Consider the following 16,504-nt stretch of genomic DNA (forward strand, 5'->3'; position numbering starts at 1 on the left):
GCAAGCCTCGTGCCACAATCTAGCAGAAAATTTAATATGATCTTTCAAGCGCTTATATAAGTATACAAAAATACAAAATAAACAGTGTAAGAAAATTCGACAATTATACTTGTTTGGCAGCTGTAATCCGTTTAGCCACCCGCAGCGCATTAGCGGCAACGGTCAGACTAGGGTTGATTCCTGCACTGCTCGGAAAGAAAGATGCGTCGACTACGTAAAGATTGCTCAAATCATGGGCCCGGTTAGCCTCATTCAGGACGCTGTCGGCAGAATTTACACCAAAACGGCAGGTGCCGCAGACATGGGCTAGCCGTTCGTTTTTTTCTGCCTGCTTGATCAGCATAGGTCGAAAGGGCTTGAGCAACTTTCGCATACGTACACGCATTTGCTCTATCCGATCCCGTTCCTGGGGGCGAATATTGTAATAAAGCTGAATGCGTCCGCCGGGTAGTATATCGAGCCGGTTATCGGTGTAAGGCAGGTCCTCCGTTACGGTAGCAAGGATAAGGCTACCGTTAAGACGGTACTCAAGATACCTACTAAGTAGCGGCTTCACAGCCTTGAAAAAGAGCTCGACAAAGGGAAATGAGGATTGCCGTAACTCCTGTTCCAAGGTTTCCACAAGCTGTACCGCTGGAGGAAGTACACCAAATCCTTGTACCGACCCCAACTTCCGGCCGCCGGCAAAATAATAATCACTAAAGGCCAGTTCCTTCCAGGCTACATTTCCAGTCAAATGCGGCTTAGGCCTTAGAGCATACAGATCTACAAAATGCCGCATGAGGTTTTTTCCTACCTGTCCAGAGCGGTTGGCAAGTCCGCTTGGCCAAGCTTCGGAAGCTGATTGGAGTAATATTTTCGGTGTGAATAATGCGCCCGCTGCAAGGATCACTATGTTGCCATGCAGAGTCACCGAATGACCATAAAGGGTGCAGATCACTTCGGTCACCTTATAGTGCGTAGCTTCAAGCCGAATAACCTCGCATTCATTGAGAAGCTTGGCATCGAATTCGTTCAGAGCTGGTTCCAGGCATATACGGCGACTGTCGTTCTTGCATTCTCTGGAACATAAATAACCCTGACAGCAATTGCAGCCAGCCAGAAATTCACACGCCATCGGCAAGCGATAAGGGTGGCAACCTTGCCCGCGAAGATAGTCGGATAAGGCCTTGGCATGTGCCGAGAGGGATGGGGGATCAAGATAAGGGGGAAAGAAATCTGCGCCTCGCAACGCATCAGGGCTGCCTCGTACCCGATAAAGCCTTTCTGCCGCTTCATAATAAGGAAGCAGATCTTGGTATGTAATAGGCCAAAAATTGGGGAGGGAGCTTTCCTCGGCCTGCGGGTAACAAACTCCCGGCGTAAAGTCTTCCGGAAAAAAACGCTCCAGGGCCATGCCGTAAAGTGCGGTTGAACCTCCAGTTCCTGCGCCGATGAACGGAATGTAGGTCTTAACCCTAGATGTCGTTCGGTCTTCTATTTCTGTCCATTCACGGCCCGCATTCTTAAAAATGGCGCGCTCACTTAGAGCCGGAAAGGCAGAACTGCCAAGATACTGTTCCGCGTAGCAGCCTGCCAAGCTGTCGTCGGGGCGGGTTGATTTGCCTTTTTCGCAAAATAGTACACTCATACCCGCTTTGGCCAAGGCATAGCCTATGGTGGCGCCACCCATGCCTGTACCTATCACGATGACGTCCCAACGCCGTTTAGTGATCTCTTCTATCATGTTCGTCTCAAATTTGTCTGCGTCGCAGTCGTTATTTCGGGGAAATAATCCCCATTACTATTTCCCGAAAACATCGGCCAGAATCATGCTGCATTAGCAGTTTGGCAACTTTCTTAGCTGCTTGACGATAAGAAAGATTATATAACGCTGACGTAACGGCTTTAATTAGTTCTGCAATATTGGTTTGTGCCGCGCGAAGAGTGATACCCGCTCCTATTCGTTTCAGCGCCTCCATATTCAGTAATTGATCCATATTTGAACACAAGCCGATAACGGGCACTCCGATAGCAAGCGCATGGTATGTCGCGAGACTGCCCCCGTTGCAAATAACCAGTTGCGAGCGCTCAGTGGCGATGTTCATGGGCAGATAATCAGCAATAAACGCGTTGGCGGGCGTGGCAGCAAGTTTGACTTTACCTGCGGTAGCGACAATGGTTGTAACTGGAAGTCGCGATAAGGCGTTGAGCACCATGGGCAGAAGATCGGCTTGACCCGAACTGCCGAGGGTCAGAAATACAATTGGCTTTTCTTCGGGCACATGGTTCCACCATTCAGGGAGCGATGTATGAGTAGACCAGAGCACTGGACCGAGGTAGTAGTGGTGGGCCGGTAGATTGTGAGTTGGTATCACATCGGAGATATCTGTATAGAGTGTATAGTCGCCCCATGTATAGGTACTTCTAAGATCCCCCTCTAAAGACGGCAATCCAAAACGATGACGTACCCGATTTAGTGGCGTGGCATGCAAGGCGAAGACCGCAGGTCTTATGATATTGAATAGTTTTTGCGCCAGACGAACACCCAAAACTCGGGTTATGGGCAGGTCGGGTATTGGATAGATGATATCCGCAAATGGACTCCAGTAGGCGTTGACAACAGACGCGTAAGCTATTTTTCTCAACGGCGCACTTACAGCAAGAGACAATCTGAAGTCCCCAACGACCAGATCGGGTTTGACGCTGTCAAGCAGCGCCAGATCATCCTCAACGTATTGGGTTAACGTCTCAAAAGTATATAGCGGCCTGCCTCGGGTGAGCGCTTCTGTAAACTGGGCAGAAGAGATGGAATGAATGGGGTAAAACGCAAACTCTAGCGGCGCTTCCAGCTCAATGTAGCGAGGATCCGACGCAACAATGACTTCATATCGGGATGGATCAAGTTGCTTTGCCAGTGTTACTATTCGGGCGAAATGAGAGAGCGTAACCGCTTCAGCAATGAGAAGAATAACGGGCTTGTTTCGGGCTTGCATGACATCCAGTCCAAAGAAAGCAATGCAATACATCGAATTTATTTCGCATCATGACTCATGCAATAAAATTAGCAGAGCGCGTTAAAATGCATCGCATCTCAACTCTACGGAAGGCATAAACTTAACCATAGGCGTACCGAGAGTATGCCCTCCCTTCTATAACGCTGACAACTGATAAGATCGAGGTGCTTCCTATAATGATACTATTCCGCCGATTCATGGATATAGTCGACTGAAAAATTCTGCTGGCATTGAATGCGATGACGAATTTGCAAATTGCCTCGCGCAACCTCGCGCGCAACCGCCGGCGGACGCTGATAGCGTTGTCTACGGTCGCAGCAGGTGTTATCTCACTTTTGCTTGCGGATGGATTTATCCAGTGGGTTTTTTGGGCTATGCGCGAAGCTACTATCCAGTCCCAACTAGGACATATTCAGGTCACGCGGCCGGGGTACCTCAGTGCGGGCGTAGCTAACCCTTATGCTTATGTATTGCCGGAGAACTTGCCCCAGCGCAACGTAATCGAGTCTACTTCCGGCGTCAAACTGGTAGCCCCCCGATTGGCGGTAACGGGTCTTATCAGCCACGATGAGACAACTGTAGCATTTGTGGCAGATGGTGTCGATCCGCAAAAAGACGCTGAGTTGAGCAAGGCATTACGCATTACCGAGGGGCGTAATCTTGGAGATGTGACTGCTAAAGAGGTGATTCTCGGGCGCGGACTGGCGCGAACCCTCAACTTACACCCCGGTGCCACTGTTGCGTTGCTGATAACCACAACGGGTGGCAGCATTAACGCCATAGAAGCAAAGGTCGCCGGGATATTCGTCAGCTCTAATCAGGCTTATGACGATTCGGCCTTACGTCTGCCCATCAGCTTAGCTCAGTCGTTGTTGCGAGTGAACGGCGCTCACGTCTGGCTGGTGCTGCTCGATGAAACCGAGCGTACAGACGAATATCTCGAGAGATTCCGTGCCCGCTTTCCCATGTCAGCGAACAGACTAGAATTTACTCCCTGGTATCAGCAGGCGGATTTCTACAACAAGACCGTGGCATTATTCTCTCAGCAAATGAACGTGCTACGGCTTATTATTGGCGCCATCATCGTGCTCAGCATTTCCAACCTGCTCGTCATGAATGTACTTGAGCGAACGGGCGAAATTGGCACTTTGATGGCCGTCGGTTTGAAGCGCAACAAGATTCTTCGCCTGTTTGCCATTGAGGGAATACTGCTTGGGCTGGCCGGCGCATCGATGGGAGCAGTTGCAGGGTATGGCCTTGCTGAATTGATCTCCTCAATTGGCATCCCCATGCCGCCTCCGCCGGGTATGGAGGAAGGCTATACCGGCGAGATTCGGGTTACGTTGAGTGTATTGGGGAATGCTTTTGTAGTGGCGTTCACCACCACTGCTCTGGCAGGGATATATCCAGCGTGGAAAGCCTCTCGTCTGCAAATCGTCGACGCCCTGCGCCACAATATTTAAAAACTCCGAACGCTACCTAAACCACATGTTCAAGTTGGCCTTTCGCAACATTTTTCGAAACCGAGTGCGCACGGGCCTGACGTTGGCTGCAATCATCACTGGTGTAGCCGCCATCATCATCAGCCGCGGCTTTGTTGAGGATGTGTTCGTGCAGTTACGCGAGTCAACCATTCACTCCCGCATCGGTCATATACAAATTTTTCGGAAAGGCTACATTGAATACGGCAAACGTGAACCATCGCGTTACATAATCGAGAAACCCGGGACAGTCGTAAGTGCAGTGCAATCTATTCCAAACGTACAGGCTGTAATGGCGCGAGTGAACTTTTCCGGATTAGCCAATAACAGCCGTGCCGATTTGCCAATTATTGGCGAGGGTATTGAACCCGCAAAGGAGGAACAATTAGGAACCGCGACAGCTATTGTTGCTGGTCGCCCACTACAGGACTCAGATGCGTTTAGCGCACTGATAGGAGAAGGTGTTGCTGCCGCTTTACGCTTGCGCCCCGGCAGTTTCTTGACATTGATAGTGAATACCGCGGAAGGAGCCTTGAACACGTTTGAATATGAGGTCGTAGGCGTATTCCGCACCTTCTCAAAGGATTACGATGACCGGGCAGTACGCATTCCGCTGTCAGCCGCCCAGGAACTGATGTTTACCCAGTCGGTGCATAGCATTGTTGTATTACTGGATGACACCCGGACGACCGACAGGGTGGCTGCGGTGCTCAAAGCGCGACTGGTACCGCTGGGGTACGAAGTGAAAACCTGGTACGAGTTGGCTGATTTTTATCAGAAGACGGAGGCACTATACCGGCGCCAGTTCGCTGCGCTCCAGTTCATCATTCTTGTCATGCTGGTTTTAAGCGTTGCCAGTACCATCAACATGGTCGTGTACGAGCGCACCGGTGAGTTCGGAACGATGCTCGCGCTAGGTCTGCGTCAGCGCCAAATCTTCGGACTCGTAATGCTTGAGAACACGCTATTGGGCTTGCTCGGAAGTCTGTTCGGAATAATTGTAGGGATTACGCTCGCAACCATAATATCCGAAATTGGTCTTCCGATGCCCCCTCCCCCCGGCTCCAGCATCGGCTATACCGCGACCATTCGAATGGTTCCATCGGTACTTGCGGTTGCGGTCCTGATCGGGGCATTGGCGGCGATTATCGCCGCTATTCTTCCAGCGCGCAGAGCTTCACGGCTCATGGTGGTGGACGCACTGCGTCACAATATCTGAATTGTTTTTCAGAAAATCAGGAGCACAGCGAGTCAGAAGAATGCGAATTCCGGTTATTCTGCCTAATGAGAGTGATAGGGACAAACGTTCATCCTCCCCTGTAAGGACTTGTTCAGGCGCCCCTTAGCCGTTCGAGGGGTAATCTGAGGGATCGGCTGGTTGCGACCGGTCCATTGCCGATACGCCCGAGAAAAACGGCCCGTTCTGCTGAATCAGCCTTTAGCATGCCGGATAAACGACCGGACAACCTACCCGCAGTATCTACGGCGTGCGGTTTCTGGCTGAATGTTCTCCCTTCACGCACATAACGACCGAAAATCAATGGCGTCAACTCGGGTTGCAGTTGCAGTTCAAGACTTGTTGCTGTCAGCCAGAAGCGTTGAACCGCCCTGCCCGCAGCAACGTAGTCGTCTATCGACTCGGGAGCTTTATGAGCCAGAATGGCAAAGTGAGCAGCACAAAACAGACCGGGCAATAAATCCATCTCAATTCGCGGAATCAGATGACCGATCAGGTAAGTGTTAAAAAAATCGACACGCTGCCAGCTTGCCATAACCCAGCGCATCAATTTGAGCGTCATGTTATCCAGTCCCAGTGCCTGATCAGGCACCCTCTCTTCACTGAAACGTGTTTTCCACTCGATAATGTCTCGATGAACCAGATAAGCTTCCGGCAGGGTCAGCCTGAGCTTGGCATTATCAAACATGAGTGTTGCCATGAGCCAGCGCAGCTTCCATCCCTCAAACCATTGAACTGTATAAGAAGGGCCAATGGCCCTTTGCAGTGTTTGTTTTTGCAGTCCCGTAAGAGGAGTAGTCCGCATCGATCTTCGCTGTACACTCCTGTGCTTGATGTGCGGTAACAAGGGATCGGGCAAGGATAGATTGTCGGGGATCAACTCGACGAGGTATTCCGGATGAGTGTCAGGTAATCCGGGACACCGGCTAAATTCCGCTTGCATGGCATGCGCGCTTGCCGCAATCGCCAGAGTTTCCAGCAGTGCACCCAGGGCGATCTGGCTGGGGCGACCATCCAGGTCATAGATACAATGGTCGCGAGTATCGAACGCATGGACGACTAAATGGCGTTCATCAAGTACCTCGAATCGCCACGGTTGAGTGTTATCTCCGCTGGGTGCCCAACGGGCAAGCTCCAGGATGTCTGCGACCGGTTGCGGAATTCTATGCACTTATATTCCCAGTTTCCGTTTGGCGAGGGCAATTGCGAGACGCTGCAAGGGGTGGCGGTTGCCGCCTGGCCGGGAAGTCAGTGCCAGTCTGTTCCGATAGGCATCGAAATGGTAACCCTTAGGCGCTGTCCTGATCGAGCCACGGCCAAGGAGGATTTTCAGAGCTTCGGTCGCTGCCACTCCGGCGCAGAGTTGGCAAGCCATAATGGTGGAGGGTCCCTTGCGATTTGGCAGGTCAACTGTAGTAGGATCCGCTAGATAGGCCATTTGCAGCCGAGCGGGAGCAAGCCCCAAGAGGAACCGTATCGGTTTTTCCGCTTCGGTGCCATCGTTCAGGCGAAAATAATCATCGAAAGTCATGCTCCCGGGCAAAAAATTGAGCACTGCTGCACCCATGCCCAAGGGCGCCGCAGTAACGGCAGGAATGCTCTTTGCCTCGCATGCGGAAAAGACCTGTTGGCGTGCCTGAAAAGCGAAAAAATCAAGCCCGTCGATATAAATATCAACCCCTTCCAGAAAGTCGTCAAGATTGTCAGCGGTAATGCCGTCGGCAAACCCTTTAATTTCAAGCTCAGGATTGATATCCATGGCTTGGCGAGTCATAACCTCAAGCTTCTCCCGCCCCAGATTACTCACAGTTGCGCCCGCCTGGCGATTGCAGTTCGCCAGATCGAAAGTATCAAAATCTGCCAAATGAAATTTGCCTATCCCCAGCCGGCAAAGCGTCAATAGATGAACACCGCCCACTCCACCGAGGCCGGCAATAGCTACCCTCTTATGACGCAGTTGGGCCTGCTCCTGTCGCGTCAGCCAGCCAATGTTTCTGGAAAAAGCTTCATTGTAATCAAAGGATAGCATCGGCAGGATCGGAGAATTCAATAAGAGAACGTTTGCCTGATCATCAGAATGAATAGCGCAATTCGGTATAGACGCGGTCACTCCGGTCGAATCGACCGAACAAGCCGGTAGGCTGTCCTCCGAAAACATCCGCACCGATTGCCCAACGCCAGTTCCTCTCGAAGTTCCAGGATAACCTGGGGCGGAACATCCAGTCGCTGCGATTCAGGCTGTGGATCAGCAAGGCTTGTGCCTCAACCTTATTCCAGAGTTTGCCGTTGAGTAATATGCTGGCTCCACTTTCCAGTTGTTTGGAAACGATGTCCGGATCATGCGCGAAAAAAACACGTTGAAAGAACTGCAGATTCAAGCGGGTTTCGGCCGGCAGGGTGAAATCCAGACCCACCACGTAATCCAGCGTATTCTGCTTCACCAGCCCATCTATCGCGGTAGGCCGAACGGTGTTGAACTTGCGCCCCTCCGTATAGATCAGTTCCCCTTTTAGAACGACAGAACCAAAATCCTTTGCAAGCGTTGCCCCGGCCTGATCGATCCGGTCATGGCGCGGCTGGAATACGATCGGCTCAGCCGGACTGCTGACTCGATAGAAGGTGGATGAAGCGTCGAGACTGTTGTAATAAAAAGCCGAAATATCCCAGCCGTTTATAAGCTGCGATAATCGAATTCCATAATTCGAGTTGGCAACATTGCGCCTGGAACGGTCTTCGGGGAGGTAGGATGCTATTCCGCGTAATGGGCCAGGATAAAAATCTGCGCCGGGTCTTCCGATCTCGTCCAGTGTGGGCACGGGGATCCATACTACTTCCGCATGCGTATCATTTCTCGTGTATTCCGCTCGCACCGCCCACTGGGGAATGCGTATTATATCGAATGATGGCAGGACAAATTCGCGCAGATCCTTCGCCGATACAACGTCGGCGAAGAACAGACCCACCATCTCACCCCATATCACGTGTTGGCGCCCAAGGCGGAAATCGAAGTTACCAGCGGAAACATCTACATAATTTTCCCGAACAAAAAATTGGGCGCGCTGATTCTGGCGAACCGCCTCTGGATAAAAATTGGATGATATATCATAGGCGGCGTCATAATCGAACCGGCCGCTGATTTTCCATTTTATGTGTTCGTTGAATTGCCCGGTGCGAGACAACTCGGTTCGAAGTTTTGCCTTGGACAAATGCTCCGGGCTGGTATAAGTATCCGCAATTTCCAATTGGGAGAACCCTTTCCATCCCGTCACCAATTGCCTCCATAGGGGTGCCGTGGACTTTTTATCTTTTGGCGGTGCAACTTCTCCAAACAGCGATTCGCGCGACGTGAACTCATCTTTGCTATTATCGCCGTCCAGTGCAGCCAAGTCCATTTCCTCCTCCTTGATCAACGACCCCCTTGAAAGAGAAGACAGGGATGGCGACAGAGAAATGCGGAGAGCTTCGGCAGGAGTTGACTCCTGCATATTTTCGTCAAGTTGCTCGACATAACTGCTCTCGCCCCCCGGTCCCACATTCTGGCGAGGTGACAGCGAGGACATCGATAAAGACAAGGAAAGAGATAATTTCACATCTCCATTATCTTTATCTTGGACGGAAGAGGATAATGGCGACATTGCGCGTACCGGAGAAAGGGTTTCTGCAAAACCATGTGGCGGGCATGCAACCAAGCCTGCAACGAATAAGTAGGGCTCTATTCTACGCCTGTATGCCATCCGACTCACAGGGATCTGCTTGGAAGACCATGCCATTATTCATCGTCTGAAGAGCTCAACCACCAGCGCCTTTCTCGTCCTTCTTGACATCCTCCCCGACGACCTGACCGTCCTCGATATGCACTAGCCTGCTTGCCATTGACATCACACGTGGATCATGGGTTGAAAAAATAAAGGTTGTCTTGAAACTGCCGTTAATCTCCTTCATCAATTGTAAGACCCCTTCTCCAGTCTTATGATCGAGATTAGCGGTAGGTTCATCTGCTAATACGATCTTTGGCTGCGTTGCCAGAGCGCGTGCAATCGCAACTCGTTGCCGCTGTCCGCCGCTGAGCTGGCTAGGCCGATGGTGCGCAAATCTGGAGAGACCTACGATACCAAGATATTCAGCAACACGGAGGCGACGCTCCTTTGCGCTTAATTCCTTAAATTGCAGTAAGGGATACTCCACGTTCTCTTCCGCTGATAGAACTGGCAACAAATTGAACGTTTGAAAAATAAAACCGATAGTTCGAGCCCTTAACTCGGCAAGCTGATCGGGCGTTCGCCCAGCAACATCCTGATCAGCGATAAATATTTTTCCGCGCGAGGGAATATCGATACATCCAATCAGGTTCAGCAGCGTGGACTTGCCGCTGCCCGATGGACCGGCGATCGCAAGGAAATCGCCATTGTTAATACTTAATGTGACATCTATCAGTGCCTGGACTTGCTGCTCACCGAAGGTGTAATCTTTGAAAACATGCTCAAGTCGTACAACGTTACTCATGGGAATTATCGCGAAATTTGTAACTTGAAGGGTAACCGAGATGCCAATAGGAGCTAAGATGCGAAAAATACTGACGCAATATCTCTTTCTAGTGATTTTCCTGCTCGTCCCTGCAGCATCCGATTCATTTGCGGAGTCTGATAGCGCAGAATTAGCTCAAAATATCCTGCAAAAAGCAGACCAGATACGATTCCCTCGGGAGAGTTTCCAGGTTGACGTGAGCATCAGTACCACTGCCCCCGATCAATCAGAAGAAGCACGTGAATATCGCGTCCTGTCCAAGGGTAACGAAAACAGTGTGGTAATGACCACTGCCCCTGCTTCGGAACGCGGCCAGATTCTACTCATGAAGGGACGTGATTTATGGATATTTATGCCCGAGGTTTCCCAACCGATCCGCCTTTCGTTGTCACAACGGCTGACTGGCCAGGTTGCCAATGGGGATCTGGCGCGAGCAAACTTCGCGGGTGACTACAATCCTACGATATTGCGCACCGATACCATTGACGGCGAAAAATACTACGTACTTGAGCTGATCGGTGTCGACCGGAGCGTTACGTATCATAAAGTCTTATATTGGGTACAGCAATCGAATTTTTGGCCATACCGTGCCGAGTTCTACTCACTGTCCGATCGGTTGCTTAAAACGGCCCGGTATGAGAATTTTCTGCCGATACTGGGAAAGCAACGGCCAACTCGTCTGGTAATGACGGATGCCCTTCGCACCGGAGAAGTATCGATTCTTACCTATTCCGGAATGAAACTGCGAGACCTTCCTGATAAAATTTTCACCAAAGATTATTTGAAAAAACTGGAGCAGTAAGGGCCCTATCATACAAGGGAATGGTCCATGTTTCCGCATGCTCCATGGTCCCGCGGAGCACTGCCCATTCTCTGACATCGCCAACGCAGCTGAGGGTATTAAAACAGGACGTGCCGGTCTTTAAACCTCCTCCACCTCCGCGGCTCTCTGCTTCCCCATATACCAAACTATCGTTTCCCCCGCTGCTATCACATTTCGAGCGCAATTTTTTCCATTTCCCAAACGAGCGAAGAGCATTACAGGAAGAGCCACATCCTGATCGAGCAAGAGTATTTTTTTGCTCGCATTTGCCCATATACCCTCTTGGTAGAACCATATCTTCCTGTGAAATGACTATCCTGTAGAAAACCACCGGTCTCTACCAGCTTTAACACTCAAATCCTCACTGCCCTCACCCCCGTTTACCACCTGATTTATCGCTGATGTCCTGCTCTGAGTCACAGGACGCCCACGGAAAAAACGCGGAAATAATGGAGGAAAATATTCAAGATACTTGATTCAGTTCCGTTAAATAATACACGTTGGAATATCAGCTAGTTATAGGCTGGTAAAAAGATGGATGCAACGCGGCAATTTACTCTGCATCCTTATCGCGAAGAAGCATGACTGGTCGAAGAAAACCAATTCGGCTGCTGATAAATTTCTATTCCGCCAGATAAAAAGCGGTTGCAGAGGCAAAACATGTTCTCACCCGAAAAATTCAATCTGGGCAATGCCTTCAAACAATACTTCGAAATCATACCGGCATTCTCGAACGCACTGAAAGAGGAGGTTTATCGCATTCGGCATCAGGTTTATTGCGAAGACCTCGAATTTGAACCACTCCGTCCCGATCGGCGGGAAATCGATGAGCACGACGTTAATTCATTGCACCTCCTGATGCGCAGTGTAAAGACAAATGAATTTGTAGGTTGTACCAGAATCGTGCGCAGCCGTCCTGAGGACGCGCAATATAAACTCCCTTTTGAAAAAACTTGCGCCGCAGTGCTGGATCGCTCCATCATCGATCCCGCAAAATTGCGACGTCATACTATCGCGGAGGTATCGCGCCTTGCTGTTGTTGCGGGATATCGCCGCCGCAAAGGTGAGGCAGGGAGTGTGATCAGCCTTGCTGACGAAGATCATGATAAGCTGCAGCTACCACGCTTTCCGTATATTCCCATCGGCCTCTATCTTGGCACGACTGAACTCGCACGTTTGAATGGAATTAAAACGCTTTTTGTCCTAACAGAAGAAAGACTGGCTATTCATTTTAATAAGCTTGGGTTCCAGCTTCAATTTATAGGTAGCTCCCTAGACTATCACGGAAGACGCACCCCTTCGATGATGGATGTCGGCGGTATTGTTTCGAACATGTGGGAAAATCTGCGACCGCTCTATGACGTAATTGCAGCAGATATAGAAAGGAATCTTCCAAAGGAACAAGTGCGAGTGCGTGTAACACATCGGGGATGATCAAGAGACATGAGTTTTTTTTAAACCTGCTACATGAGAATCAAGTCATATTGTTCCTGGGTATACGTCCCCTCCACCTGAAGGCTGATGGGTTTGGCGATAAAATCGGCAAGTTGCGCCAGGCTTTGGGATTCTTCGTCGAGCAACAGATCGATTACCTGCTGTGAAGCCACAATGCGAAATTCGCGTGCATCGAACTGACGGGACTCCCGCAGTAATTCCCGCAGGATTTCATAGCACATGGTCTTGGCCGTCCGGACCTTGCTGCGACCCTGGCAGGTCGGGCAGGTTTCACACAAAATGTGCGCCAGACTCTCCCGCGTCCGCTTGCGCGTCATTTCTACGAGTCCGAGGGCGGTGAAACCATTCACCGTCATGTGAGTCCGGTCTTTCATCAACGACTTCTTGAATTCGCCAAGAACGGCGTTCTGGTGTTCCGCGCTCTCCATGTCTATGAAATCGATAATGACAATGCCCCCCAGATTTCGAAGACGGAGTTGACGCGCAATGACCTGGGCTGCTTCGAGATTCGTTTTGAAAATGGTATCGTCAAAACTGCGTACGCCGATGAATCCTCCAGTATTTACATCGATGGTGGTAAGCGCCTCGGTCTGATCAATGATCAAATAGCCTCCGGACTTCAGATCAACGCGCCTCGCCAGGGCTTTCTCGATTTCATCTTCCACCCCATACAACTCGAACAAGGGGCGCTCGCCCGCGTAATGGTCGAGCCGCTCCACTACATTGGCCATGTACACCCGTGCAAAGGTCGCCATCTTCTGGAAAGTCTCACGCGAATCCACGAGGATGCGGGTGGTGTCATCACTGATGAAGTCGCGCAAGACGCGAAAACTGAGATTCAGGTCCTGATACAGTAGCGCGGGCTGGGGGATCAGGGATTTTTCCTTGATGTCGCGCCACAGCTTGTGCAGGTACTCGATGTCCGTTTGCAGATCCTGTTCGCTCGCCGCTTCCGCTACGGTACGGATAATGAACCCCCCCTTTTCCCCGACCGGCAATAAATGTTTCAGTTTTTCACGCAACGACTTCCGTTCGGTTTCATCCTCGATGCGCTGGGAAATGCCGATATGCGATACCTGGGGCAGATAAACCAGCAAACGGCCTGCAATACTGACCTGAGTCGACAGGCGGGCACCCTTGGCGCCGATGGAATCCTTGATAACCTGGACGAGGATATTTTTTCCCTCGTGCAACAACTGTTCAATCGGTTTATCAGCGTCTTCGCTCTGCCGCAAGCGCCAGATATCAGCAAGATGGAGAAAGGCCGCGCGGTCGAGACCGATATCCACGAAAGCAGACTGCATGCCCGGCAGCACCCGGATTACACGCCCGTTGTATATATTGCCGACTATACCGCAATTGCTGGTGCGCTCTATGTGTAACTCCTGGACAGCGCCGTGCTCGACCACCGCGACACGCGTTTCCTGGGGAGTAACATTGATAAGAATTTCACAGGACATGAGAGATCCAGCTTTTGTTGCGGCTCACTGAAATATTCTTATACCGGACTCTTCAAGCAACTGCGCCGTCTCAAACAGTGGCAATCCGACGACACCGCTATAACTGCCGGAAATCTCCGAGATAAAAACCGCCGCCCTGCCCTGAATTGCATAAGCGCCTGCCTTGTCATATGCCTCGCCGCAAGCGAGGTAATGATCAATTTCCTGCTCGCCGAGATTGCGGAACCGGACACCCGATCTGGACAGGCAAACCCGAGTGCCATTTCCCGCAGTCACGGCTACCGCGGTCAAAACTTGATGAAGCTGGCCCGACAGTGCTCGCAGCATTTGCTTTGCATGGAGAGGATTTTCCGGCTTGCCAAAAATTCTGCCATTCGATACTACCGCTGTATCCGCTCCCAAAACCGGGAAATCTGCCCAGTCTCGCTCGCTCATCCGCTTTCGCCCCGTTTCCGCTTTAACGCGCGCAATCCGTTCGACATACTGCGGCGGCGATTCCTGCGGCAGCGGAGTTTCATCCACGTCCGGTATCCGCCCCAAAGCTTCACGCAATGGTAGACCCATGAAATCCACACCGATCTGCTTTAACAATTCCTGCCGGCGGGGACTGCGGGAAGCAAGATAGATGCGATTTTCCACAAAAGTCAGGGCAGGGTGAATGCTACGGGAGCGCAGTTACTTCTGTTATGTTGTAATTTTTATGAGCGATGATACGGATGACCCTTGATCAACGATATCGCGCGGTAGAGCTGTTCCGCCAACAGAATTCGAACCAGCCCATGAGGAAGTGTCAGGGCAGATAACGCCAGAACTTCATCCGCCGCATTCCTGAGCGTCGGGTCCAGCCCGTCGGCGCCGCCAATTAGGAACGCGGTGTCACCTCCATCCTTCATCCAGCTGCCAATGGCACGCGCCAGCCTGGCGGTAGTCCATTGGCTTCCACACTCATCCATTGCCACAAGCCGACAGTTGGAAGGCAGCAGCGCGCGGATACGTGCGCCCTCGGCAGCCAGCAACTGTTCCACTTTTTTGCCGCTGTCCCGTCTCTCAGGTTTGATCTCCAGAAGCTCGATGCCCGCCTCGCGCGGCATGCGTTTAGCATATTCCTGAAAACCCGCTGCAATCCACTCCGGCATTTTATGTCCAACCGCATAAACGAGGAATTTCATGCAACAGGCAATTTCATGCTGGAAACGCGCCTATTCAGTAATTTGAGAAGAGCTTGTTCAAGAGACTCCACGCCGGGGACTGGTGCTCGCTCCCATATTTCCTTCACCTCTCGTTGTCCGGATTCGTCTTCGCCCTGATGGCTCTGGCTTTTCTGGTCCTGCCAGGGGTCGCGGGTGGGGTCTCCCCCTCTTCAGCGGCAAGTGGTCTTGCAGCCGGCTTCTTCCTGCTCGAGCTTTCGGATATCTTGTTGATCCTGCCAGCTTGTGCCCACAACTCCTCGAGGTTGTAATGGGCGCGCACCGCGGTCTGCATGACATGCACCAGCACGTCACCCAAGTCAACCAATATCCATTCTCCGTTATCCTCGCCTTCCATACCGTAAACGATACCCCCCGCCGCCTTGACTTTCTCGACAACATTGTTCGCAATTGCCCGTGTCTGCCGCGTGGAATCCCCGCTGGCGATGATCATCCGATCGAACAAGGCCGTCAGTTTTTTGACATCGAGTACTTCCACGTCGCGTGCCTTGATTTCATCCAGCGCTGCAACAACGGTTTTTATCAATTTGGCCGGCGTCATCGTTGTTCCCGGTACAGATCATTAGCAGCAATATAATCCCGAGTATCCTCGGGAACCAGATAGCGGACACTTTTCCCCAAAGCGACGCGCGCGCGGACAGCCGTTGCCGAAATATCCAGCAATGTCGTCTGCGCGGTAAAGATCAAGCCCCCGGATGCATATTTAAGACTCTCCGCACTCGATGTCCAGCGATCTCTGCATTCCGCTTCCAGTTCCTGCGGCAGTGCTCCGGGCGACGCTCTGCCCTCCGTCGAAAGCAAATGGCCGGGGCGAGCCGCAATAATGAAATGACACAGATCGAACAACTCCCGCCACCTGTGCCACTCGGCCAGCCTTATGAATGCATCCGCTCCGGTAACGAGGCAGAGTACGGCATCCTTCCCCAGCTCCTGCCTGAGTTCGCGCAACGTATCCACGCTGTAGCTCACTCCTCCCCGTATTACCTCTCGCTCATCGAGAATAAAACGGGAATTTCCCTCAATGGCCAGGCGAACCATTTCCACCCTGTGTTCCAATGATGCTTCCGGGCCGCAGCGCAGCCGGGGAATTCCGGCGGGAACAAAACGCATTTCCTTCAACCCGGCCAGTTCGGCAATTTCTTCGGCGATTCGCAAGTGCCCGTAGTGAACGGGATCGAAGGTACCCCCAAAAACACCGATCGGAGGAACTGGGAAATCATTCATTATCGGCGGGAAAAACGCTGAATATGCGAAGCTGCTCAAGCGAACAACATACGCCCTCGGCTGCCTCCATCTGTCTTCCCCCCTTCTCTGAATAAT

15 protein-coding genes are annotated in these 16,504 nt (G+C 51.5%); 4 read left to right on the top strand and 11 right to left on the bottom strand.

The window, feature by feature from the left end; translation table 11 throughout:
- Positions 1-103: 103 nt before the first annotated feature.
- Both AC52W5_RS12865 and AC52W5_RS12870 read right to left on the bottom strand, forming a co-directional pair.
- A complete protein-coding gene (locus AC52W5_RS12865) occupies positions 104-1,726 on the bottom strand; it encodes a GMC oxidoreductase (RefSeq protein ID WP_495671270.1) in 1,623 nt (540 codons plus the stop codon).
- A 31-nt stretch (positions 1,727-1,757) separates the two neighbouring features.
- Positions 1,758-2,975, bottom strand: a complete 1,218-nt coding sequence (locus AC52W5_RS12870; protein ID WP_495671271.1) for a glycosyltransferase — start codon at positions 2,973-2,975, stop codon at positions 1,758-1,760.
- Positions 2,976-3,235: 260 nt separating this feature from the next.
- Here AC52W5_RS12870 and AC52W5_RS12875 point away from each other — a divergent pair, with 260 nt between their 5' ends.
- Together AC52W5_RS12875 and AC52W5_RS12880 are read left to right on the top strand one after the other, a co-directional pair.
- Positions 3,236-4,459: an ABC transporter permease gene (locus tag AC52W5_RS12875; RefSeq protein ID WP_495671272.1), complete on the top strand. Its 1,224-nt coding sequence runs from the start codon at positions 3,236-3,238 to the stop codon at positions 4,457-4,459.
- A gap of 25 nt (positions 4,460-4,484) precedes the next feature.
- A complete protein-coding gene (locus tag AC52W5_RS12880) occupies positions 4,485-5,696 on the top strand; it encodes an ABC transporter permease (protein WP_495671273.1) in 1,212 nt (403 codons plus the stop codon).
- A 112-nt stretch (positions 5,697-5,808) separates the two neighbouring features.
- Here the strand turns inward: AC52W5_RS12880 and AC52W5_RS12885 are convergent, their stop codons facing one another.
- From AC52W5_RS12885 to AC52W5_RS12900, 4 genes are all read right to left on the bottom strand, one after another.
- Positions 5,809-6,885: a nitroreductase family protein gene (locus AC52W5_RS12885; protein ID WP_495671274.1), complete on the bottom strand. Its 1,077-nt coding sequence runs from the start codon at positions 6,883-6,885 to the stop codon at positions 5,809-5,811.
- Complete coding sequence (locus AC52W5_RS12890; RefSeq protein ID WP_495671312.1) at positions 6,886-7,743, bottom strand: ThiF family adenylyltransferase; 858 nt, start codon at positions 7,741-7,743, stop codon at positions 6,886-6,888. It lies immediately after the preceding gene.
- Positions 7,744-7,786: 43 nt separating this feature from the next.
- Positions 7,787-9,304 (bottom strand): DUF1302 family protein, encoded by a 1,518-nt coding sequence (locus AC52W5_RS12895; RefSeq protein WP_495671275.1) that lies wholly within the window; start codon positions 9,302-9,304, stop codon positions 7,787-7,789.
- Positions 9,305-9,503: 199 nt separating this feature from the next.
- Entirely contained in the window at positions 9,504-10,217 is a 714-nt protein-coding gene (locus AC52W5_RS12900; protein WP_495671276.1) for an ABC transporter ATP-binding protein, read from the bottom strand.
- A 58-nt stretch (positions 10,218-10,275) separates the two neighbouring features.
- Between AC52W5_RS12900 and AC52W5_RS12905 the strand changes: the two genes are divergently transcribed.
- Positions 10,276-11,040 carry an outer membrane lipoprotein-sorting protein gene (locus AC52W5_RS12905; RefSeq protein WP_495671277.1) on the top strand — a complete coding sequence of 255 codons (765 nt, stop codon included), beginning with the start codon at positions 10,276-10,278 and terminating at the stop codon, positions 11,038-11,040.
- A gap of 681 nt (positions 11,041-11,721) precedes the next feature.
- Positions 11,722-12,495, top strand: a complete 774-nt coding sequence (locus AC52W5_RS12910) for a PEP-CTERM/exosortase system-associated acyltransferase (RefSeq protein WP_495671278.1) — start codon at positions 11,722-11,724, stop codon at positions 12,493-12,495.
- Positions 12,496-12,524: 29 nt separating this feature from the next.
- On the opposite strand, the gene rng is transcribed toward AC52W5_RS12910, so the two are convergent.
- From rng to nadD, 5 genes are all read right to left on the bottom strand, one after another.
- Positions 12,525-13,976, bottom strand: coding sequence for a ribonuclease G (gene rng, locus AC52W5_RS12915; protein WP_495671279.1), 1,452 nt, complete (start codon positions 13,974-13,976; stop codon positions 12,525-12,527).
- Between the two features lie 24 nt (positions 13,977-14,000).
- Complete coding sequence (locus AC52W5_RS12920; RefSeq protein WP_495671313.1) at positions 14,001-14,624, bottom strand: Maf family protein; 624 nt, start codon at positions 14,622-14,624, stop codon at positions 14,001-14,003.
- Positions 14,625-14,674: 50 nt separating this feature from the next.
- Positions 14,675-15,145 (bottom strand): 23S rRNA (pseudouridine(1915)-N(3))-methyltransferase RlmH, encoded by a 471-nt coding sequence (gene rlmH, locus AC52W5_RS12925; protein WP_495671280.1) that lies wholly within the window; start codon positions 15,143-15,145, stop codon positions 14,675-14,677.
- 103 nt (positions 15,146-15,248) lie between these two features.
- Positions 15,249-15,725, bottom strand: a complete 477-nt coding sequence (gene rsfS / locus AC52W5_RS12930; protein ID WP_495671281.1) for a ribosome silencing factor — start codon at positions 15,723-15,725, stop codon at positions 15,249-15,251.
- Positions 15,722-16,408 (bottom strand): nicotinate-nucleotide adenylyltransferase, encoded by a 687-nt coding sequence (nadD, locus tag AC52W5_RS12935; RefSeq protein ID WP_495671282.1) that lies wholly within the window; start codon positions 16,406-16,408, stop codon positions 15,722-15,724. The genes rsfS and nadD overlap by 4 nt, the downstream gene beginning before the upstream one ends.
- Between the last annotated feature and the right edge of the window lie 96 nt (positions 16,409-16,504).

This window comes from Nitrosospira sp. CT, from assembly GCF_059489795.1.